Annotated in this window: 20 protein-coding genes; 15 read left to right on the top strand and 5 right to left on the bottom strand. The window is 42.2% G+C overall.

The annotated features are described in order from the left end of the window. Positions 1-22: 22 nt before the first annotated feature. Positions 23-1006 (bottom strand): GMP reductase, encoded by a 984-nt coding sequence (guaC, locus tag MKX60_RS04640; protein ID WP_042192907.1) that lies wholly within the window; start codon positions 1004-1006, stop codon positions 23-25. A 242-nt stretch (positions 1007-1248) separates the two neighbouring features. After that, positions 1249-1863, bottom strand: coding sequence for a LysE/ArgO family amino acid transporter (locus tag MKX60_RS04645; RefSeq protein WP_076298045.1), 615 nt, complete (start codon positions 1861-1863; stop codon positions 1249-1251). Positions 1864-2183: 320 nt separating this feature from the next. Here MKX60_RS04645 and MKX60_RS04650 point away from each other — a divergent pair, with 320 nt between their 5' ends. From MKX60_RS04650 to MKX60_RS04685, 8 genes are all read left to right on the top strand, one after another. After that, positions 2184-3362, top strand: coding sequence for a hypothetical protein (locus MKX60_RS04650; RefSeq protein WP_076284980.1), 1179 nt, complete (start codon positions 2184-2186; stop codon positions 3360-3362). A gap of 187 nt (positions 3363-3549) precedes the next feature. Then, positions 3550-5337, top strand: a complete 1788-nt coding sequence (locus tag MKX60_RS04655; protein ID WP_341059159.1) for a hybrid sensor histidine kinase/response regulator transcription factor — start codon at positions 3550-3552, stop codon at positions 5335-5337. A gap of 196 nt (positions 5338-5533) precedes the next feature. After that, entirely contained in the window at positions 5534-6130 is a 597-nt protein-coding gene (locus MKX60_RS04660; protein WP_341059160.1) for a sensor domain-containing protein, read from the top strand. 26 nt (positions 6131-6156) lie between these two features. After that, positions 6157-6759 carry a YkoP family protein gene (locus MKX60_RS04665; protein WP_341059161.1) on the top strand — a complete coding sequence of 201 codons (603 nt, stop codon included), beginning with the start codon at positions 6157-6159 and terminating at the stop codon, positions 6757-6759. Continuing rightward, on the top strand, positions 6759-7523 hold the full coding sequence (locus MKX60_RS04670; RefSeq protein ID WP_341059162.1) for a polysaccharide deacetylase family protein: 765 nt from the start codon (positions 6759-6761) through the stop codon (positions 7521-7523). The genes MKX60_RS04665 and MKX60_RS04670 overlap by 1 nt, the downstream gene beginning before the upstream one ends. Before the next feature lie 44 nt (positions 7524-7567). Then, positions 7568-9205, top strand: coding sequence for a methyl-accepting chemotaxis protein (locus tag MKX60_RS04675; protein WP_341059163.1), 1638 nt, complete (start codon positions 7568-7570; stop codon positions 9203-9205). Between the two features lie 110 nt (positions 9206-9315). Then, on the top strand, positions 9316-10539 hold the full coding sequence (locus MKX60_RS04680; protein WP_341059164.1) for an amidohydrolase: 1224 nt from the start codon (positions 9316-9318) through the stop codon (positions 10537-10539). 20 nt (positions 10540-10559) lie between these two features. Next, the gene (locus MKX60_RS04685) at positions 10560-11306 is read left to right on the top strand and encodes a uracil-DNA glycosylase family protein (protein WP_341059166.1); all 747 of its coding nucleotides are present in this window, start codon (positions 10560-10562) and stop codon (positions 11304-11306) included. Between the two features lie 117 nt (positions 11307-11423). Here the strand turns inward: MKX60_RS04685 and MKX60_RS04690 are convergent, their stop codons facing one another. After that, positions 11424-12338: a phosphatidate cytidylyltransferase gene (locus MKX60_RS04690; RefSeq protein ID WP_042192888.1), complete on the bottom strand. Its 915-nt coding sequence runs from the start codon at positions 12336-12338 to the stop codon at positions 11424-11426. A gap of 95 nt (positions 12339-12433) precedes the next feature. On the opposite strand from MKX60_RS04690, the gene MKX60_RS04695 reads away from it, so the two are divergent. Together MKX60_RS04695 and MKX60_RS04700 are read left to right on the top strand one after the other, a co-directional pair. Continuing rightward, positions 12434-12976: a hypothetical protein gene (locus tag MKX60_RS04695; RefSeq protein ID WP_042192886.1), complete on the top strand. Its 543-nt coding sequence runs from the start codon at positions 12434-12436 to the stop codon at positions 12974-12976. A 14-nt stretch (positions 12977-12990) separates the two neighbouring features. Further along, a complete protein-coding gene (locus tag MKX60_RS04700) occupies positions 12991-13746 on the top strand; it encodes a class I SAM-dependent methyltransferase (RefSeq protein WP_076298036.1) in 756 nt (251 codons plus the stop codon). Between the two features lie 208 nt (positions 13747-13954). Here MKX60_RS04700 and MKX60_RS04705 read toward each other — a convergent pair whose 3' ends face one another. Further along, positions 13955-14584: a TetR/AcrR family transcriptional regulator gene (locus tag MKX60_RS04705; RefSeq protein WP_256716185.1), complete on the bottom strand. Its 630-nt coding sequence runs from the start codon at positions 14582-14584 to the stop codon at positions 13955-13957. 302 nt (positions 14585-14886) lie between these two features. Between MKX60_RS04705 and MKX60_RS04710 the strand changes: the two genes are divergently transcribed. The 3 genes from MKX60_RS04710 to MKX60_RS04720 all read left to right on the top strand — a co-directional run bounded on the left by MKX60_RS04710 (position 14887) and on the right by MKX60_RS04720 (position 17593). Next, positions 14887-15648 carry an SDR family oxidoreductase gene (locus MKX60_RS04710; RefSeq protein WP_042131593.1) on the top strand — a complete coding sequence of 254 codons (762 nt, stop codon included), beginning with the start codon at positions 14887-14889 and terminating at the stop codon, positions 15646-15648. Positions 15649-15768: 120 nt separating this feature from the next. Continuing rightward, positions 15769-16563, top strand: a complete 795-nt coding sequence (locus tag MKX60_RS04715) for an alpha/beta fold hydrolase (protein WP_076284970.1) — start codon at positions 15769-15771, stop codon at positions 16561-16563. A gap of 40 nt (positions 16564-16603) precedes the next feature. After that, positions 16604-17593: a sensor domain-containing diguanylate cyclase gene (locus MKX60_RS04720; RefSeq protein ID WP_341059168.1), complete on the top strand. Its 990-nt coding sequence runs from the start codon at positions 16604-16606 to the stop codon at positions 17591-17593. A 15-nt stretch (positions 17594-17608) separates the two neighbouring features. Here the strand turns inward: MKX60_RS04720 and MKX60_RS04725 are convergent, their stop codons facing one another. Next, positions 17609-18460 carry a leucine-rich repeat domain-containing protein gene (locus MKX60_RS04725; protein ID WP_341059170.1) on the bottom strand — a complete coding sequence of 284 codons (852 nt, stop codon included), beginning with the start codon at positions 18458-18460 and terminating at the stop codon, positions 17609-17611. Positions 18461-18579: 119 nt separating this feature from the next. Between MKX60_RS04725 and MKX60_RS04730 the strand changes: the two genes are divergently transcribed. Together MKX60_RS04730 and MKX60_RS04735 are read left to right on the top strand one after the other, a co-directional pair. Beyond that, on the top strand, positions 18580-19263 hold the full coding sequence (locus MKX60_RS04730; RefSeq protein ID WP_341059171.1) for a Crp/Fnr family transcriptional regulator: 684 nt from the start codon (positions 18580-18582) through the stop codon (positions 19261-19263). Positions 19264-19414: 151 nt separating this feature from the next. After that, positions 19415-20302, top strand: coding sequence for an EAL domain-containing protein (locus tag MKX60_RS04735; RefSeq protein ID WP_341059172.1), 888 nt, complete (start codon positions 19415-19417; stop codon positions 20300-20302). The last annotated feature ends 2 nt before the right edge of the window (positions 20303-20304 follow it).

Here is a 20304-nt window from a genome sequence, read left to right on the forward strand (position 1 = left end):
TTATATTTCTCGTTTATGCTTATTAATAGACCTTGTCACCATTAAAAATGGAATTCTTAACGATAACATAATCTACTTTACGAATAGCTTCTAATTTATTGCCTCCAGCATAAGAAATCGAGGACTGAAGATCTTGCTCCATCTCTCTCAAGGTTTCTGCTAAAGCACCTTTGTGCTCGACAACTATTTTTTTGCCCTCAACATTCTTCTTTTCACCTTTTTGGTATTCAGAAGCGGAGCCGAAGTACTCTTTATACAGCTTTCCATCGATCTCGATGGTATCACCAGGAGATTCTTCATGCCCAGCAAATAGGGAACCGATCATGACCATGGAAGCACCAAATCTAATGGACTTGGCGATATCACCGTGTGTCCGAATACCTCCGTCAGCGATAATAGGCTTACTTGCAGCCTTGGCACACAAGCGCAGTGCGGCTAATTGCCAGCCACCTGTTCCGAATCCTGTCTTAATCTTCGTGATACATACTTTCCCTGGTCCAATTCCCACTTTAGTAGCGTCGGCCCCAGCGTTCTCTAATTCTCTAACGCCTTCAGGAGTTCCCACGTTTCCAGCAATAACGAAACTAGCAGGTAGATATTGTTTAATATGTTTGATCATTCGAATGACAGCCTCGGAATGACCATGTGCAATATCGATCGTAATGAATTCCGGAATCAACTGTTCGTTAGCTAATTGTTCAACGAAATCGTATTCTTCTTCTTTGACTCCGACACTAATGGATGCGATTAATCCGCGGGTGTGCATGTCCTTGATGAAAGACGTACGCTTCTCCGGCTCAAAACGATGCATAATGTAGAAGTAGCCATTTTGAGCTAAGAAGCTGGCGATCTTCTCATCTATGATGGTTTGCATATTTGCAGGTACCACAGGTAATTTAAAAGTATGACCACCTAAGGTGACTGTTGTATCACACTCAGAACGGCTATTTACAATACATTTTGCAGGAATTAACTGAATATCTTCATAATCGAATACTTTTTTCATTATATACACCTCTAAATGCGAACATTATAGTATTTTGGTTTGATTATTGTTCGTCCACTTTGTAATGTACAGCATTCCGAACAAGAAGTCAAAATTCTAGTACATTATGGTGTAAATTGGACTTAATTATACGACGATTTGGTGTACGGCTTATGACTCTCATATAGTGAACTGAATGTAGGGACAAGAATATGTATAGATATTAACAAAAGTCCATCCCTATAGGGATGGACTTTCTTTTATTACATCTGAAAAAGCTTGTAAGCAATATATGCTGCAACGACCCAAATGATAATCGCAGAGATCTTATTAATGATCAGCATGATTTTGCCGCTTGAATCTATTTGTCCTACGGTCTTTCCTGCTACAGCAAGCCCAAAGAACCAAATCCAAGAAACAAGGATAGTCGAAACGGCGAATGTAACTTTGTCTATGCCAGTGTAACTAAGGGAGCTGGTGCCGATAACCCCAATCGTATCCATGATCGCGTGTGGATTTAATAAAGAAACGGAAATCGCAAATAAGATCTGTTTTTTTGAAGATAGAGGTGCTGCGTCTTGGGATGAAGAGGTAGGTGTGCTTCTCCAGATGGACCATCCCATATACAAAAGGAATACAAGTCCCACAGCAAATAAAGCGGTCTGCAGAACAGGGATGGCAAACACAAGAACGGAAACACCTAACACGGCTAATAAAATAAGAAGGGTGTCACATAAAGCGGCCGTAATAATAACTGGGATGGCTTTTTTAAACTGTGGCTGTGAGGCACCTTGGTTAAATACAAAAACATTTTGTGCGCCAAGCGGAAGAATTAATCCAAAGGCTAAGGCGATTCCGTGAAGTAGTGCGGCTAACATAGTTGTGTCCTCCGGTGATGAGTAATGCGTTATAAAATTTGCCTTTGAATATGGTGCTCCATATGTTCTAGATAGTCTTGAATTCCTGCGGTAATTTAATCACCCATTCGTTTAATGAATCGATTACGTGCTGTAGGCTGTTCTCCTCACTCATCTTATATCCCAACTCCTTTATCTGTAATATCTGGCTAAATAATATGTACTATCATACAATGAGGGCTTTCATTTAAAAAGATGATTAATATAATCTTGTTGTCCCTTAAAAAAGGTAGTAAAGTAACATGATACATACTATTTATGGAAAGAAAGGTTGATATTTTTTGAAAAAAGGAATATTTACAGGTCTTCTTGCGCTCTTGCTGATTACCGCCAGTATGCTATCTTTTAATGTTGTAGAGGCCGCTGGAACAGTAACGAAATTACCTAGCCCCCAATGGAGTCAGCTGAATGCTGTGGGAGCATTAGAAAGCATAGAAGGGGGTCCCGTGGAACTTCCATCATTAAATACAGTGTATCTCCACACTAAGGAAGAGCATGCTACCCAAACTAAGGTATGGTTGGTTGATACGCTGAAATCTTATGATACACAGACAGGGAAGCTAAAGTGGTCAGTTAATTTTGCAGACCCTGGCACAGCGATGTTTCGTGAATCGAAAGATTATTTAGTGGCGCCGGATGGAACGGTATACATAACCTTTACAGATAATCTTTCACCTGACGCAACTCAGATCTATGCGGTGGGACCAGACGGAAAACGGAAATGGAAAGTGAATTTGTCTCAGACAGAGGGATACTTATATAGACTTGATAACGGGAGTTTAGTCTTTGCATCCCAAGGTAACTTTGATAACAATGGGAATTATACCGGGTCACTAACTTTAATTAATAAAAGTGGTACCAAAGTAAAAAATATTTCTTATAAAGGAACGGTATTGGCGCAAGGAAATCGTGTCTTAATTCAAACGAATTACGGTGGTGGGAAAGGCTCACGCATCCAGGCACTCGATTCTTCCTTAAATTCAGTGTTTACATATCAAATGCCAGCCGATTCGTACACTGAAGTATCTTACAATCACGTACTTTCTGATGGAACAGTATTAGTCCGTGCCAATATACCAAAAACAGGAAATCGATTGTTCGGATTTAGCTCTAAAGGTAATCTACTGTGGGGGAGAGATATCGCAGGTGATGCTGTCGTATCCTCACTTGGTGATGTTTATGGGGTTTATGCCAATGGCAAGCTGTCTCTATATAATGTCAAAGGATTGGTTAAGTCGGTAGCTCTTAAAGATGTGACAGAATTTTTTATATCGTTGGACCGATTACAGGATGGTAATATTGAGCTTGGCTTCCCAGGTTCCGCCACATATGTTTTAAATCCTAAAACGCTCGCAGTAGATTATACTTTTAAGCTGAAGGATGATTTTAATTTCAACTATGTAGGCAATGGCGTGGGGTATGTAATGACAGACAATGGATTTTCACGAATTAAGTTTTAATTCCAGAAATCGATTAGGATTGATCAAGGGATGCTGCCCCTAAAGGGATGGTATCTTTTTTTCTATTCTGTAATTACACCCCTAGCATAAATGTCATCCCATCTCATGACCTTTTGTAACTAGTAAGGCCTCAGGGGGTTACACTATAATAAGGGTCTAGTCAGCAGAATTTATAGGGGGAAATGTCTTGTTTAATCTGGTCAAACAGTGGTTCTGGTACGATTGGCTCGTCCTCCTGTTTCGGATTTGTTTTTCTACTTCTTTATTGATCACCATGTGTTATCTTTCGGACGATTTTACGATTCCTTTTTGGATCGCGTTTGTTTGGGGTCTGATCGCTTTTTCAGTACCTTGGTTCTGTTTGCAGCTGCATTATAAATATTATCTGATTGCAGAGATCCTTCTTTCGGGTGGTCTATGCTTATATTTGGCTGCACTATTTCCGGAATCCTATGTAACTTTTTTACCTACTGCTTTTATGATTGCCAGCAATAGTGCACAGAAGTCCTATCGTTGGTCAGCACCGATTACGGTTATTTTGATTCCAATTCTGTTGTCTAGGTTGTCGCAGCAAGTGGATGCTGTATCGATGATCTTGAACATTGGTTTGCTGTATACACTTGGCTTCGCCTTTCATTTACTAATGGTCAATCACAAGCAGAGCGGAATCATTAAGGATCAGAATGCGGTCTTGGAGCAGTATATCTCACAAGTCGAGCGTATGACACTTCTAGAAGAACGAGATCGGTTGTCCAAAGATCTGCATGATACGGTGGGGCATTCTTATACATCCATTCTTATGGGGTTAGAGACTTTACGTACGGAGGTGAACACTTCGGACGGGGCGCAAAAGATAGATGCCTTGTTAAAACTAACTCGCAATGGCCTAGATGACGTTCGTCGATATTTGCACCATGTGGGCTCTTCGCAGGATTCGTTGACGCTTATGCAGTCCCTGCAGAAATTAGTGGATGATTTTCAGACCTTCTCGAAGGTCAAGGTTCGCCTAAGAACGTTCGGAGAGGCCTATACAGTATCCAAGCAGGTTCAAATGACATTATACAGATGTCTCCAAGAGTCAATAACCAACGCTGTACGTCATGGTCAAGCCAGTGAAATTGTCATTAGTCTACATTACGAAGAGAAGTTGATCCGGCTGGATGTGCAGGATAATGGATTAGGTGCAGAGGATTTAACAGCAGGATTTGGTCTGAACGCGATGAAGGAACGAGCTTCTAACTTGCAAGGGCAAGTGTATGTTTATTCGAAGCCAGGAGAAGGGACCTTAGTGACCTGTAGTTTGCCGAGGCTTGAAGAGATACAGGAGGAAACGGTTCGCTTACTACTGGTAGATGATCAGCCTTATATCCGGGATAGTCTGCGAATTATTTTAGAGCAGGAACCCGATTTTGAGATCATAGGTTTAGCAGAGAATGGTGAGCAAGCAGTAAGCTTCTGCGAACAGGATCAACCTCACGTGGTGCTAATGGACTTAAATATGCCAGACATGGACGGTGCGGAAGCAACGAAGCTTATTAAGCAAAAGTGGCCAGGGGTACGAGTGCTGATCCTGACTACTTTTCAAGAAACGGATTTGGCAGTCGAAGCACTGCAAAACGGGGCAGATGGCTACTTGTTAAAGTCTACTGAACCGCAGGAGCTATTCGAAGGGATACGTCTCGTACATCGGGGTGTGAAGATGATAACACCAGCTATAACGAATGTATTAATTGATCATTATGAGATGCATCCAACTTCTGAAGCGCAGACTGAGCAGAGTAATGAGTATGGGCTGACCCCGCGCGAGCTGGAAATTCTAGAATGCCTGTCAAAGGGCATGCGTTATAAATCCATTGCAGCTAAATTGTATTTGTCTGATGGAACGGTGAGAAATTACGCTTCTACCATCTATGCTAAGCTGGGTGTACGGAATCGCGAAGAGGCTGTTGAGAAAGCCTTTGGCACTTTGGAATAACTAAAACCGAATGATCTGAAATTGTAGAGCGAGCATCTTGTTGTCTATTTTCCCTTGTGGGAGTAGGCGAAAGGTGCTTTTTTGTATGAAATAACTGTCATATGACATTATGGCACTGGTCGATTTTACATCAGGAGCATTAGCATAAGAGCTGCGTAGATGAACAAATTTTTAGTGCAGAGAGGAAGAGGAGAATATGAGTCAAATGATCCGGAAGCATGTGAGGAATTTCTGTTTCTTATTAATTACTTTTGCCACAGGGCTATTTTACTTTTGCTTTTATTTGGTAGGCATCACTTTTGGGGTCGCGATGTCCTTCACCATAGTAGGGATTCCGATCCTTTATTATGTTTTGCGTTCTACCGAAACCTTTTTACAACATGAGCGAATTCGAACGAAAGTCTATACGGATATCTCCGTTCGGACGCTTCCAACTCGATCTCAAGAACAAGGAAACATATGGGAAAAGGTTAAGGCGGAGTTGTCCGATGAGCATAACTGGAGAGCAATTATAGGGTTGATGCTGCAATTTGGAATTGGAATGCTCAGTCTCATATGTGCAACTCTTTTTTATTTGTCCCCTATTATTCTCTTGTTGTCACCTATCTTGTATTTCATCGATATCTCTTCAATATCGTTATTCGGGATTGAAAATAAAACACTCAACACCTCACTTCTGCTCATGCTGTTAGGCGCGGTATCTCTTTGGATAGGTGCTTATCTTGGCAACAGTTTAGTAAAGATGATCGGCAGGTATACGCGGCGTTTAGTGAAAGATTTTGCTAGAAGATAAACTTTTACACGAAAGAAGGAAGATTAATGGTAGCCTCAGTTTCATTTATAAAATTATTCTCTCAATCCCTTTGGATGATGTGGGAGAGCCTATTTGCTGTTGTCACCAAATTCCGCAGCCAGTCCGTGTGGAGATACGGGATATGTAAATTGGTCGTGTTAAAGTATCACGGTGAAAGTATAGTCTGCCAAGATGGACATCAGATTCTTCCCGGAGATTGGGTGGGGGAGCTTCATCTGGATAATCGTCAGGTAGTGCAGCTTACGCGTACCCTGGGCGCTGATCGGGCCGGAATTCGAACTGCACGTATGCTTCGCGAGGCCATGAAGGAGATTAGTCGTGAACTAGATAGCAATCCAGAACTAAGCAAAGTGCAGGCGCTAACGGGGATTACGCTACTTCACCGGGGGATCATTCATGGAATAGGGTTTGAGCAGCATCCTATCAAGTCCAAATGGCAGCAGCGATGGTTCGGAATCTATCTTCGGTTCTTACTTCGGATGCTGCATCCGGAGGGGAAACATCGCGTTGAGGACGGCATGGAGAAGTTGTCTCCTAAGATGCTCGTGCTTAGTAAGCAGTCTTTGAAAGCGCGGTTTGCTCCTCGAAGGAAAGAGGCGGTTTCCTAATGTGGACGCTCCTTATTTTAGCTATAGATGCGATTATTCTTTATATGATTGTTCCGTTTGTGATTACTCGAATATTGGGATGGGGAGTTGTATCCAGAGGAAATGCCGCGAAGGAAGTTGCCTTTACTTTCGATGACGGACCAGATCCATGCTATACCCCTGAATTATTGGACTTGCTGCATGAACATGACGTTAAAGCAACTTTTTTCGTATTAGGCAAAAGGGCTGAGCAATTCCCGGATTTAATCCAGCGAATGCACCGTGAAGGTCATCAGATCGGCATTCATAATTATACACATACGCCTAACTGGATTTACTCTCCATGGACGAATAGACGGAAGCAAGTAGATCGAACAGCTGATATTGTCGAGCGGATTACAGGAGAGCGGCCTATCTTGTATCGACCACCATGGGGGCTCCTTAATTTAGGCGATCTTGTCTTTCTTAGACGTTCTTATCGGGTAGTGTTGTGGTCTGTAATGGTGGGAGACTGGAAGGCGTCTGTTAGCGCAGCCCAAATAAAGCATGACTTATTGGAAAAGATAAAACCCGGTTCTATCATCGTTCTGCACGACAATGGTGATACACCGGGGGCAGATCGAGAAGCACCGCTGAACATGATCACCGGACTGGAAGAGGTCTTAAAGGAGATTCCTAGAAGGGGGCTTAAGAGCCAGCGATTGGATGAGCTACTGAACAAGGAAGCTAGTCGCATTGGAGAAGCTAGGTCCAGCGTCAAACATCACGGTCAGATTAATCTGTAGCTATGGATGACATGATGTCACTAGATTGGAAGGGAATTCAGACATTGAAAAAGAAAACCGTTCGAACCATCGTTATGACCGTTTCTGTAGTATACATGGTGTTAATTTTCGCAGGTCTATGTATGTACACATTTTCTAAGTTTAATGAAATTCTCAGTCATGAAGTTGAACAAAAGCTTAACTATAAGGTGGAGCTTACTTCTACTAAACTGAATAGTCGATTGTCGAATGATTTTCAGAAGAGCTTGGCTGAAATGAGTGAGGAGGATACAGGTTATTATTTTGTCATAGATAAAGCTGGTCGATATGTAGCAAGCCAGAACCCTAAGCACGATATAGGTAAAGCTATATTTGATGAACCGGACATACAGTTGCAAAAGGTTGGTCAGTTCATAGCACAATCTACGGGAACTAGTGGTACGGAGGACTCGAAGAATGTTTATGCTTTTACAAGGATCGGCGATACAGATTACAAGCTAGTGCTGGTGATGCCTGTAAAACAGATCTTGGAGCCAATGATGAACAACCAATATTTAATTATTGGCGGTTTTGTTATCGCTTTGATTATTTTTATTGTCTTACTCTTCATTATCTTAACCCGACTTATTGTACGACCGCTGCGAAGAATCAATGAGCATGTAATGGAACTTGTTGAACACGGAGGCGATCTGACTAAGAAGCTGGACATGAAGCGTAATGATGAGATTGGGATGTTGGCGTATTCCATGAATCAGTTTCTGGATAACATTCGGGCCATCGTCGGGAATGTTACTTCACAGGCCAATCATCTGAATGAAAATGCAGAAATACTTCAAGTTTCAGCAGAGCAGACAAATGAGACATCCAAGCAGATTACCACGATTATTACGGAAATGGCTGTGAGGTCGACGGAGCAAGCAGAACATGTGCGGCAAGTACTCACGATGATGGAACGGACAGGGGAAATCTCTGAGGAAATTATGCAGGAAACGGTAAAGACAGTTCACGATTCCAATCATTTAATAAAAGCGGTGCAAACTGGCCAGCGTGCAAACCGGGCATCTGTAGATCACTTGGAAACTATGGTTAGTTCCATTGAGCGTTCAACAGAAACCATTGCACAGCTGAACAGCCGATCCAGCCAAATCGGTGAGATCATTAACGTGATTTCCGAATTGGCTAGTCAGACGAATCTACTCGCGCTAAATGCAGCCATTGAAGCGGCCCGCGCTGGAGAGCAAGGGAAAGGTTTTGCAGTAGTTGCAGGAGAGATCCGTAAGCTTGCTGAAGGTTCCGAAAGAGCAGCCGAGCAGATTGCCGAGCTTGTTGGCGCAATTCAAGCGGATACGAATGCAGCGGTCAAAACGATGGAATCGAGTCAACAAGTGGTCAATCAACAGAATGATTTAGTATTACAAGGGCAACAATCTCTGGAGGAAATCGTTCAGAAGGTTGATCTAACAACCCAAAGCACGCTGCGAATTCAAGGCATATTTGGTGAGTTGTCTACAATGTCACATCAATCATTGAAGGCTCTAGTGCAATCTTCGCAACTCATTGATCAGTCGGCATCGTCCTCACAGGAAGTAGCGGCTTCCACGGAGGAGCAACTTGCGACTATCGATGAGATGACGACCAAACTTAGAGAACTCAGCGAGTTATCTGTATTTTTAAAGTTAGAAGTTGGGATATTTACGATATAGTCTTATGCTAAAAACCTTTCAAACATTTTTTATATAGGAAGGGCTATGGTACCATTTAGGATAAAGTGGTTCGCACCTATATTAAATCGTTGAGAAAAGGATGGGGTAGCATGTTGAATGCTTCTTACTGGTTAACCAATATAAGATTAGAGCAGGGTTATGTTATTGAGGATGGACAAGTGGTTGGTACAGATACGAAGGTTTGTCATATCCGAATTGACGGGGATAACATTTCAGAAGTGGTTGGAGCGGACGTAGAGCTTCGGAGTCATCTACCTAAATATGACTGCAAGGGGTTATTGATGCTTCCTTCCTTTGAGGAGGCACATATCCATTTAGATAAAACATATTTCGCTGGACCATGGAAAGCGGTAAAGCCTGCTGCCGGTGTCTTTGAACGCATTGAGGAAGAGAAGGTATTATTGCCTAAGCTGCTGCCTATGGCGAGACAACAAGCGGAGAGCATCTTGACGCTTATACAGCGTTTCGGTGCCACACATGTGCGTAGTCATTGTAATATTGAGCCTGTCAGCGGTCTGAAGCGTTTAGAGGCAACCCTGCAAGCATTGGATACCTTCTCCGGCAAAATTTCATCTGAAATTGTAGCCTTTCCGCAGCATGGTCTGCTTCGCTCTAATTCTGTTGCTTTAGTAAAGCAATCCCTAGCAGAGGGGGCAACCTATGTAGGTGGTGTCGATCCATACTCAGTGGATGGAGATATCGAGAAGTCACTCCAGACCATGGTCGAGCTAGCGGTAATGAATAATGCTGGCATTGATCTTCACTTACATGATGGAAAAGAAGCAGGAAAGCAGACGCTGTCGCGTTTGGCTGATCTCACAGAAGAAGCTGGCTTACAGGGCAAGGTGACCGTTAGTCACGCATTCTGGTTCGCAGGTGCATCGCAGCAGGAAGCAGAAGAAATGGCTGCACGGATGGCATCACTTGGTATGGGGATTGCATCCACAGTACCTATTGGAAGAATGATGATGCCACTACCGATGCTGCACAGCCAAGGTGTACAAGTGAAACTGGCAACAGACAGCCTTACGGACCACTGGTCTCCTTTTGGAAATGGAGATCAATTGGAGAAGGCGGGACGGTACGCAGAGTTATATGGGTGTAGTGATGAACGGTCATTATCGCAATCCCTTAGATTCATAACAGGAGGGATAACGCCTCTTAATCTAAAAGGTGAACAGGTATGGCCAAAAGTAGGAGACACGGCAAGCTTTGTGCTACTGCATGCCAGCTGCTCGGCCGAAGCTGTAGCACGAAGAGCGGATCGTCAAGCCGTATGGTACGAAGGGCGTCTCGTGAGTGGATCATTATAGGGACATGAGAGGTGGATGACATGCTCATCTCTAACCATTTGCAACAATATAAAGCAGCGATGCTTTCACTTCCGAAGGGGACCGCGCTAACGAAAGAGGATCTGCAGGTAGATAAGCTTCTAATGAAGCGTAGCGGCAAGCTTGAAATGTACTATGCACCGCACAATGAGTACCTGAATCCTACTGCAAAGGTGATCATTATCGGACTAACACCCGGTTTTACACAAATGAGAATAGCCATACAAGAAGCAGTCATAGGCTTGGAAGCCGGACTTTCAGATGATGAGGTATGCAGAAAAGCAAAAGAAGCGGCGAGATTCGCAGGCTCCATGCGGGATACCTTAATTCATATGCTGGATACGCTTCAACTTCAGCAATATTTGAACCTTACCTCTTGTGACGAATTGTTTCAGGAGCAGCAAACGAACCTGCATACCACCTCTTTATTACGTTTTCCCGTGTTCGTAGGGAAGAAAAATTATAGCGGAGCACACCCTAAGCTACTTTCAGATCCGTTCCTTAGAGAATGTGCTTTATTGTCATTAGAGCTGGAGCTGGGCATCCTGAGCCAAGCTTTAATTATTCCTCTAGGAAAAACTGTGGAGGGAATGCTCCAGCTTTTGGTTTCTGAGGGTAAGCTCGATCATCGGCGCTGTTTATGGGGATTTCCTCATCCATCTGGGGCGAACGGACATAGATTTAAGCAGTTTGCCAGCCATCAAGAGGACATGACAAAGACGCTCCAAGATCATTTATGGAACGCCTGAACGGCTATCTATTGCAACATTTTTCCTGAACCTCACGTTAAGATACGATTAATTCTAAGGAGCAAGGCAGTGGAGAACCTATCGGCCAAGCGACCAAAATCGTTGTAGAAAACTAATTTACATGAAATCGAAGAAATAACGGATGACATGGAAAAAGACCGGCGAGGTGTAGGTCAAGCTATCCACACGGCTTAAATAGCTTTCTTTTAAAGCTACGAATTTATCGCCATCACCGATGAGCAAATCTCGCTTCAGCACGGAAACCGTTAAGCTACCCAAGAAGCCGCTCAAACTGATTAGCATGCCTGACAGGAAACCGAAGATCGGGTTGAGCGGCGTCAGGTAGGGATAGATCAAATAGGAGACCCCGGTTGTTACGACAAACGCACAGGCAAAACCTTCCCAGGTCAAATACGGGTTGGCGGTTGGGACCACTTTGCGCTTTCCCATATAAAGGGATGCGAGATAGTGGACCACATCATTCAGCTGTGTTAGCACTACTAGGAATAATACAAGCCCCGCTCCATACTCCGGTGTAGCAAATTGAAAATAAGCTAAGTGACTAAGTCCGAAGACCATCAGCATTAATCCCCACTGGGTTGAACTAACACTACGCAGGAAGCCAACTGTCCCTTTATTAATGAGCCTAGGTAGCGGTAGGAGTAAGAATACATAGACTGGAATAAACACAATAAACATCCCGTACCATTCGATATAAATCCAGTAGAACTGTAGAGGAATGGATAAGTACGCCCACAGAAATAGTCTGCGGTCGGATTTTCGTGACTTTATCATGGAGAAATATTCTTTGAGTGCGAAGAAGGTCAGCACCATGAGTGCCAATAGTGAGACGACTGGATTAAAGAGAGTAGCCAAACAAAAGATAAAAAGCATTCCCCACCAGGTTTTGATGCGGAAGCCGATCCCTGTATAGTCTTTACTGGGCTGTAATTTGCCTATAACTACATACATCAAGTGAATGGCCGATAAGGCCGCAAAAATCAGGATTACTGTTAATAGAGAGCGGTCGATAGCTAATCACCAACTTGTCGTAGAGTAGATTCCATTAATGGGTTCATATGTTATTATGAAGGAAACGTTCAATCTTGATAAGGGGAAAATTGTAAATGGCAGATGATCCATCGGTCTTTATCTTGCTTACGAATACCGGAACGCTCTTTACGAAGCTTATTCAAGGCTACACGAGAGCTCCTTATAATCATGCCTCGATCTCCTTTAATCGGGAGCTTTCCGAGTTATATAGCTTTGGCAGAAAGCACCCGAGCAACCCTCTAAACGGAGGATTCGTGAAGGAAGATATTAAGACAGGCACATTCAGCAAATATCCAAATACGACGTGTGTTCTATATGAACTTCAAGTTACAGCCCGTGAAGTGGAGAAAATGGAGCGGGTACTCAAAGTCTTTATCCGAAGCCGGCAAAAGTATCTCTATAATATTCTCGGCGTGATTGGTATCGCTCTGAAGGAACCTGTTGAATTCAGCAACTCTTATTTCTGCTCACAATTTGTAGCGGAAATTCTGGAGAGGTCCGGCATTAAGCTATGGAACAAGCTGCCTGCGCTCGTAACGCCGGATGATTTTCGGCAAAGCGATCGGCTGAAGCTGATCTATCAAGGCAAATTAAGTGAGTACGAACCTAAAAGCTAAGGGAGAGTATTTGGATGAATAACAAAGAACGGTTCTCAAATCGGGTAGATTCGTATGTGAAATATCGCCCGAGTTATCCTAAAGAAGCCATTGATTATTTATACAATACGATTGGGCTAAAATCGAATTGTGATATTGCGGATATTGGCGCAGGAACAGGAATATTCTCAGCACTGCTTCTGGAGCGCGGGTGTCGCGTGACTGCCGTTGAACCAAATCCGGAAATGCGTACAGCTGCGGAGGAGAAGTTCGCAAAGGATAACCATTTCCGCGCATTGCCTGGCTCTGCCGAGAAGACAGAATTGCCAGACCAGTCTGTAGACTTTATCGTGTGTGCCCAGGCGTTTCATTGGTTTGATAGGGATGCAGCGCAATTGGAATTCAAGCGGATTCTTAAACCGGGTGGAAAGGCAGTTCTGATATGGAATTCTCGGCGTACTTACGGTACCCCATTTCTGGAGGAATATGAGCAGCTCGTGCAAACCTTCGGCACCGACTACACTCAAGTTAATCATAAGAATATTACCCCTGAAATCCTCAGCTCCTTTTTTAAGGCAGGGCAGATGCAAGTAGCGCACTTTAGCAATCAGCAGGTGTTTGATTTCGAGGGATTAAGCGGACGGGCGAGATCATCTTCCTACATTCCGGCCCCCGGAGATCCACGTTACGAGAATATGATGACGGAGCTGAGGAACCTATTTGAACGAAATAAACAGGATGATAAAGTGTTTTTTGAATATGAGACCGAGGTCTATTGGGGCGAAGTATAGTAAATGAAATCAGCATATTAAAAAGACTCAAATCCTAGTGATAACAGGGATTGAGTCTTTTTTTACTTTTAGTTACGAAAGATGAACGTAAAAGGTGGTGGATTCGCCCACCGTGCTTTTGGCGTAAATTTTTCCTCTATGAGGTTCAACGCTGTATCTATCTTCAGCATAAATGAGACTGACCGTTCTGGAGGTTGTTAGAAGTAATCTAGTTTCTATTCACTGGGGTGGAACCCAACTCAATCGGTTTATTAGAAGTGTTGATAACTACATTGTGTGAATTAAAAGACAGAATTTGAATCAGCTGCTCTGCCATATGGTTCGCAGTATATTTGAACCCTCCCTTTACCCATTCCATGATTAATCCAAATAGAGCATAGGCCGTATAGCTAGAAAATAATTCGATATTTATATTGTTATTAGTATTATTAACCGCGACTAAGTCCTGCTTGGTTAGCTCCTTTAAGATGTCACAAATCTTATTTTGAAACCCAGGCAGAACATTGGAATTTACAATGATAGTATAAAAATTAGAGTAGGAAACGACATGCTCAAAAATTTTGATGCTAGAGGTAGTAAGCTCACTCACTATGAATTTATCGGTATGGAGATAGGGATCTTTATAAGCCTTAATTAAATCCTCCAGCACATCATCAATCAGCTCATTCAGAAGTTCTTCTTTGGTTTGATAATGCTTATAGAAGGTTCCACGGTTTAAATCGGCTAGGGTCACAATATCGGTTATCGTAATGGTGCGGAAATTCTTTTTTTCCATGAGTAATATCAATGCATTTTTTAGTTCTTTCTTCGATTTACTCGTTCTTCGATTTTTAAGCAACAGAAGACCACCTAACTGTCTATTTTCTATTCCTATTTCAACACAATTCCAAGTTATATATATTTATGAACATTTGATGTCTCATCTGTATATTGATAGTTAAATTGCAGAAGATTAAACTTGAGTAGAATAAATTTTAAGTGATTTAGAGATTTTATAAAATATAAGGAAGTATAAGTTTCACGCTATACTTTATCCTTATATTTCTCGCATATACGCTTACCGTCCCATTAAGGACGCCGAAGGCGTTTTTGCTTGTATTAATACTTACATTATAGATAAACGTAAAGGAGACTTCCAACATGAAACTTCAAGACAGAGTTGCAGTTGTTACCGGAGCAGCCTCGGGTATGGGGAAATCTATCGCAGAGTTGTACGCTAAAGAAGGTGCTAAAGTAATAGTAGCCGATCTTAACCTCGAAGGTGCGGAACAAGTCGCAGCAGGAATCGTTAGTAATGGTGGAGTAGCTAAGGCGTTGAAAGTAAATGTTGCTCTAGTCGAAGATATCAATAACATGATTGATACCGCAGTAAATGAATATGGAACGCTAGATATACTAGTGAATAATGCGGGTATTATGGACGGCTTTGAGCCAGTTGGTGATATTAATGATGAGAGATGGGATCTTATCTTTGACATCAATACCAAAAGTGTAATGCGGTCCACACGTAAAGCGCTACCTATTTTCCTCGAAAAAGGAAAGGGCGTTATTGTGAATACCGCTTCTACCGGTGGCGTAAGTGGTGCTCATGCTGGAGCAACTTATACTGCCTCCAAACATGCGGTAGTAGGCTTGACGAAAAATACAGCTTTTATGTATGCCAACAAAGGCATTCGTTGTAATGCCATCGCACCAGGAGCTACTGCCACTAACATTAGTGCTTCTATGAAAAATATTAATGAGTTCGGCATGAGCCGCACTCAACTAACACAGGCTGTAATTCCTCGTGTAGGTTCACCTGAAGAAATCGCACAAGTTGCGTTATTCCTGGCTTCAGATGATTCCAGCTTTGTAAACGGAGCAGTCCTCGCTGCCGATGCGGGATGGACTTCAGCATTCTAAAATTAGATATCATAAAAACTCCGCTAGAGATTACTCTAGCGGAGTTTTTTATGCTCTTGATATTTCCAGGTGAACCCTTCAAAATAGAGAGAATGCTAACTATAGAGGGAGTTATATGAAATGAACGATGTTAAGGCGCGGAATCATGTAAAAGTGATTGGAGAAGGAGAAAGAACCATCCTTTTTGCACATGGATTTGGGTGTGACCAGAGCATGTGGCAGTTTATCACGCCTTCTTTTGAGAAGAAATATCGAATCGTTCTATTTGATTATGTAGGTTCAGGTAACTCAGATTTAAGTGCATATACAACAGATAAATATCATACGCTCCACGGCTATGTACAGGATGTATTGGATATCATCGAAACGTTGGAACTCAAAGATATTATTTTTATAGGTCATTCGATTAGTTCTATGATCGGGATGCTTGCTTCGATTGAGCGGCCGGATTATTTTGATAAAATGATTATGATTGGTCCTTCTTCATGTTATTTAAATGAGGGGGATACTTATTTCGGAGGCTTCGAGAAGAGCGATATTACCGAGCTTCTGGAGATGATGGAGATGAATTTTGCTGGCTGGGCTAGCTTTATGGCACCTCTTGCTATGAACAACCCTGACCCAATGTTAACGAAAGAGCTGGAGCGCAGCTTTATCTCGGCAGATCCTGTTATTGCAAGGGAATTTGCAGAAGTTACGTTCTTTTCAGATCATAGAGGAGATCTACCTAAGGCTACAATCCCTACACTTATTCTACAATGCTCGGATGACAGTATCGTACCTATAGCGGCTGGAGAATATCTACATAAACACTTGAATAATAGCACCTTCCGGTTAATGGAGGCTAAAGGGCATTACCCGCATATAAGCCATCCTGAGGAGACCATCACTTTAATTAATGAATATCTTACGTAAGCTAGATGAGATTATGCTGTGTTGAAAGGATATTTAGATCATGGATGACCGATTAAGATATGCGCCTTGTGGCTATGTTTCTATTACCCATGAAGGAATAATCAAGGATGTAAATCAGACGTTCTTGGACCGTATGGGGTATAAGCAGGTTGATTTGGTGCATAAGCATTTTGAATCTATCATGTCTACGGCAAACAAGCTTATTTTTCATTCATACTTCTATCCTTTTATTAATCTAAATGGACATGTAGAAGAGCTATTTATCAATTTGAAGGACAGCAAGGGACAAGCCGTCCCTTACTTGTTAAATGGCAGACGCCTTGAGTGTGAAGGTGTAGAGGTCATTGATTGTATTTTAGTGCAGATGGGCAAACGTATTGATTATGAGCTAGAGTTACGATCTGCGAAGAAGCAAATAGAAGAGGCTTATTGGGAAAAAGATCAGGCGCTGGCAAAGCTCAAACAAATTCACCTGGAAATCGAGCAAAAGCAAGCTGAATTGCTGGAGATGAATGCCGTTTTAGTAGAATTATCTAATACAGATAAGCTGACTGGGCTGAAGAATAGAAGGTTTCTTCAAGAGAAGCTGGAAGAGCAGATTGCAGGGTATGGCCAAGTTCAAGCAGCATTTTCGCTGTGTATTATAGATATTGATCATTTTAAAAAAGTGAACGACACCTATGGGCATCAGACAGGTGACTATGTGCTGGAGAAAATTGCGAGTATCTTGAAACTGCAATCTCATAAAGAGGATATGGCGGTTAGATATGGCGGTGAGGAATTCATACTTCTTTTACCTAATACAGACATCTCGGAGTCAAAGACTATAGCTGAGAATTTACGGCAATCTATCGCGTATTCAACTTGGGAAATGGGCCGGATTACGGTGAGTATTGGTATAGCTACATTTATTCCAGCTGATTCAGAAACCACCCTTCTGCAAAAAGCTGATCAAGCGCTCTATGCCTCTAAAGAACAGGGGAGAAACCGCGTCACGCATAGCATAGATTTGAATGAAAAGCTTCTTTAACAGGGGGCTTTTTTGTTATTTATAAACGATACATCCTCTTTGCTCTAATTCCTCTAAAATGTCTATTTTTTTTAAGTTGTGATTCCATCTTAGATCCAGTTTCTCTAATCGTTCAAGCTGTAAAAGGGAATTCGGGATTTCTTGCAGGTTATTATCTCTTAAATCAAGCTCAACAAGGCTGCTCAATTGACCTATCTCCTCAGGCAGCTTATTCAGTTTATTTTTTCGAAGGTTAAGTCTTCTTAACTTGCTTAGTTTACCGATGGATGAGGGCAGTTCAGTGATTCGATTATCACTCATATCGAGTATCCGCAGTTCTTCTAAAGCACCCAAATGCTCTGGCAATACGACCAGTTGATTACCGTAAAGATGAATCTCTCTTAACCCTTTAATTTGTGTGATCGAATCAGGTAGACGTTCTAGCTGATTATAATACAGCCGCAATTCAATTAGACTGCTCATTTCGCCTATACGGGTAGGTAATTGCTTGAGATGATTATCTGTTACGTTCAGATACTTGAGTTTCTGGAGATTACAAAGATGCTCCGGCAGCTGTTCGAACTGATTATTACTTAGGTATAGAAAAGAATCCAACCCCCGTAGTCCTCCTATGCTTTCCGGCAACACCTTTAGTCGATTATGGCCTAAATCCAACATTCTTAAGTGAACTAAACGACCGATATTCTCGGATAACCGCTCGATGTCATTACCTGCATAATTTAGTACCTCTAATTCATCATGAAGGAAGAGTTGATCGGGAATCTCTTTAATATGGTTGTTGTACATGCTCAGTTCTAGTAGAGGATTGCTCTCAAACACGATCTCTGGCGTTTCTGTAAGTCCTTTTCCGTCAAAATTATATCTCATGGAAGGTTCTCCTTTGTTATTGGTTTTGGCATCGTTACGATAGAATATAACAGGATGATGATTTATTATCTGTATGTTGGCATACAAAACTATGGTGTGTTTTAGAAAGGAATAATGAGATGGAAGCTTCTTTTTGGACTGGCATTCGCTTCTTTCAGGGTTTACCCTCGAAGGAGATCGAGGCGGTCTCAAGACTGTTCACTTATAGGGCCTATTCCAAAGGTACTCTGGTGTTTGCAGAATCAGATCCGGGAGATCACGCCTATGTTATCTATTCGGGAATTATTAGGGTGTACGCTACTACGAAGGGGAAAGAGCATACCGTAGATCTTTTTGGAAAAGGGGATTTCTTTGGTGATCTGGAAGTGATTCATCCCTCTAATGTAAGAGTGTTATCCGCGGTGGCTATGAACGATACAGTATTATTTGAGATTAAACGTGAGCCTTTTGAGCAGATGCTTGCCGATTATCCATTGATTAAGGAACAATTGATGCTGCTGCAAATGGACCGTTTATTTTTATCGAATCGGTTATTACATGAAATGAAATTTCATGATGCGAGAGCGCGTGCGATATTTACACTAAGAAGACTACACCAAAGATTCGGAGTAGAGGAGCAAGGCAAACAGAGGATTGATCTTCGACTGACCCATCAGCAGTTCGCGGATATGATCGGAACGCTCAGGGAGACGGCTACCCTTGTGCTTAAAGATCTGCAAGAGCAAAAGATTATTGATATTCAACATCAGCAGATCACCGTGTTAGACCCGACGTATTTACTAGAGTATACGGATTTCGATTGAGAAGAGCAGTTCCGGGATCTTTTTCAGAGAATTGATTATTAAAGGGGTTATGAATGTGGCATGTAATCATTGTGTAGTAAGAGAGCTGAATTTTGAAATCAAGGCTCATGGTGAGCTTAATCTAAGGATTTTACCGGAGGTTATTCATCACTTGAGTAGAAGTAATACGATACATAAGGTAGAAGAAAATGTGATTACGATTAAGGAGGCTGGGGTGCGGGATTTTCTAGATTTCTGTAATGACCATATGGAGTCGGAGCAGTTTGAATTCCGTATAGATGACCAAACATGGAGACCTCTATCCGAATTACCCACTGTGCTTGATATGGAGTGGATTGATGAGGTTATAACTAAGGGCTTAGTTACTTGTCACTTCCAACCGATTGTGAACGTACGGGAAGAGATTTTTGCATACGAGCTCCTATCCAGATTTAAAAAAGAAGATGGGTCCCTTATCTATCCTAATGAGGTTTTTGCGGCGGCACGGAATCGTGGGCGTTTATATGCTTTAGACCGGTTATGTAGAATGACTGCTGTAAAATATGCTGCACCCTTAAATAAAAAAACGTTTATTAATTTTATCCCAACGTCGATCTACGCGCCAGAGTTCTGCTTAAGATCAACCGTTGAACTGGCCAATCAATTAGGCGTCGATCCCTCTCTTTTTGTCTTTGAAGTTGTTGAGACGGAGAAAGTGGATGATCTCGCTCATTTGAAAGCTATTTTGACATATTACAAGGATCGGGGATTTGAATACGCTTTAGATGATGTTGGCGAGGGCTTCAGCACGATCGAGATGTTATTGGAGCTTAAACCCCATTACATGAAGCTGGATATGAAATATGTTCAGGGTGTGTCCAGCGATCTGAACAAACAGGAAATAGCTAAACAATTTTTAGAAAAAGCTTTAGAAATCCAATCCGTTCCTTTAGCAGAAGGTGTGGAGTTTAGAGAGGACTTTGAATGGCTTAAGCAGAGTGGTTATCAGTTGTTTCAGGGATATTTATTTGGAAAGCCTGATCCGATTCCCAAACAGTGATC

The organism is Paenibacillus sp. FSL R5-0914 (assembly GCF_038004525.1).
Taxonomy (GTDB): domain Bacteria; phylum Bacillota; class Bacilli; order Paenibacillales; family Paenibacillaceae; genus Paenibacillus_AQ.

What these genes read in the sequence shown, in the direction of transcription:
- guaC (WP_042192907.1), bottom strand. Translation starts at nt 1,006, where the DNA reads ATGAAAAAAGTATTCGATTATGAAGATATTCAGTTAATTCCTGCAAAA.
- MKX60_RS04645 (WP_076298045.1), bottom strand. Translation starts at nt 1,863, where the DNA reads ATGTTAGCCGCACTACTTCACGGAATCGCCTTAGCCTTTGGATTAATT.
- MKX60_RS04660 (WP_341059160.1), top strand. Translation starts at nt 5,534, where the DNA reads ATGAGTCAAATGATCCGGAAGCATGTGAGGAATTTCTGTTTCTTATTA.
- MKX60_RS04665 (WP_341059161.1), top strand. Translation starts at nt 6,157, where the DNA reads ATGGTAGCCTCAGTTTCATTTATAAAATTATTCTCTCAATCCCTTTGG.
- MKX60_RS04670 (WP_341059162.1), top strand. Translation starts at nt 6,759, where the DNA reads ATGTGGACGCTCCTTATTTTAGCTATAGATGCGATTATTCTTTATATG.
- MKX60_RS04680 (WP_341059164.1), top strand. Translation starts at nt 9,316, where the DNA reads ATGTTGAATGCTTCTTACTGGTTAACCAATATAAGATTAGAGCAGGGT.
- MKX60_RS04685 (WP_341059166.1), top strand. Translation starts at nt 10,560, where the DNA reads ATGCTCATCTCTAACCATTTGCAACAATATAAAGCAGCGATGCTTTCA.
- MKX60_RS04695 (WP_042192886.1), top strand. Translation starts at nt 12,434, where the DNA reads ATGGCAGATGATCCATCGGTCTTTATCTTGCTTACGAATACCGGAACG.
- MKX60_RS04700 (WP_076298036.1), top strand. Translation starts at nt 12,991, where the DNA reads ATGAATAACAAAGAACGGTTCTCAAATCGGGTAGATTCGTATGTGAAA.
- MKX60_RS04710 (WP_042131593.1), top strand. Translation starts at nt 14,887, where the DNA reads ATGAAACTTCAAGACAGAGTTGCAGTTGTTACCGGAGCAGCCTCGGGT.
- MKX60_RS04715 (WP_076284970.1), top strand. Translation starts at nt 15,769, where the DNA reads ATGAACGATGTTAAGGCGCGGAATCATGTAAAAGTGATTGGAGAAGGA.
- MKX60_RS04720 (WP_341059168.1), top strand. Translation starts at nt 16,604, where the DNA reads ATGGATGACCGATTAAGATATGCGCCTTGTGGCTATGTTTCTATTACC.
- MKX60_RS04725 (WP_341059170.1), bottom strand. Translation starts at nt 18,460, where the DNA reads ATGAGATATAATTTTGACGGAAAAGGACTTACAGAAACGCCAGAGATC.
- MKX60_RS04730 (WP_341059171.1), top strand. Translation starts at nt 18,580, where the DNA reads ATGGAAGCTTCTTTTTGGACTGGCATTCGCTTCTTTCAGGGTTTACCC.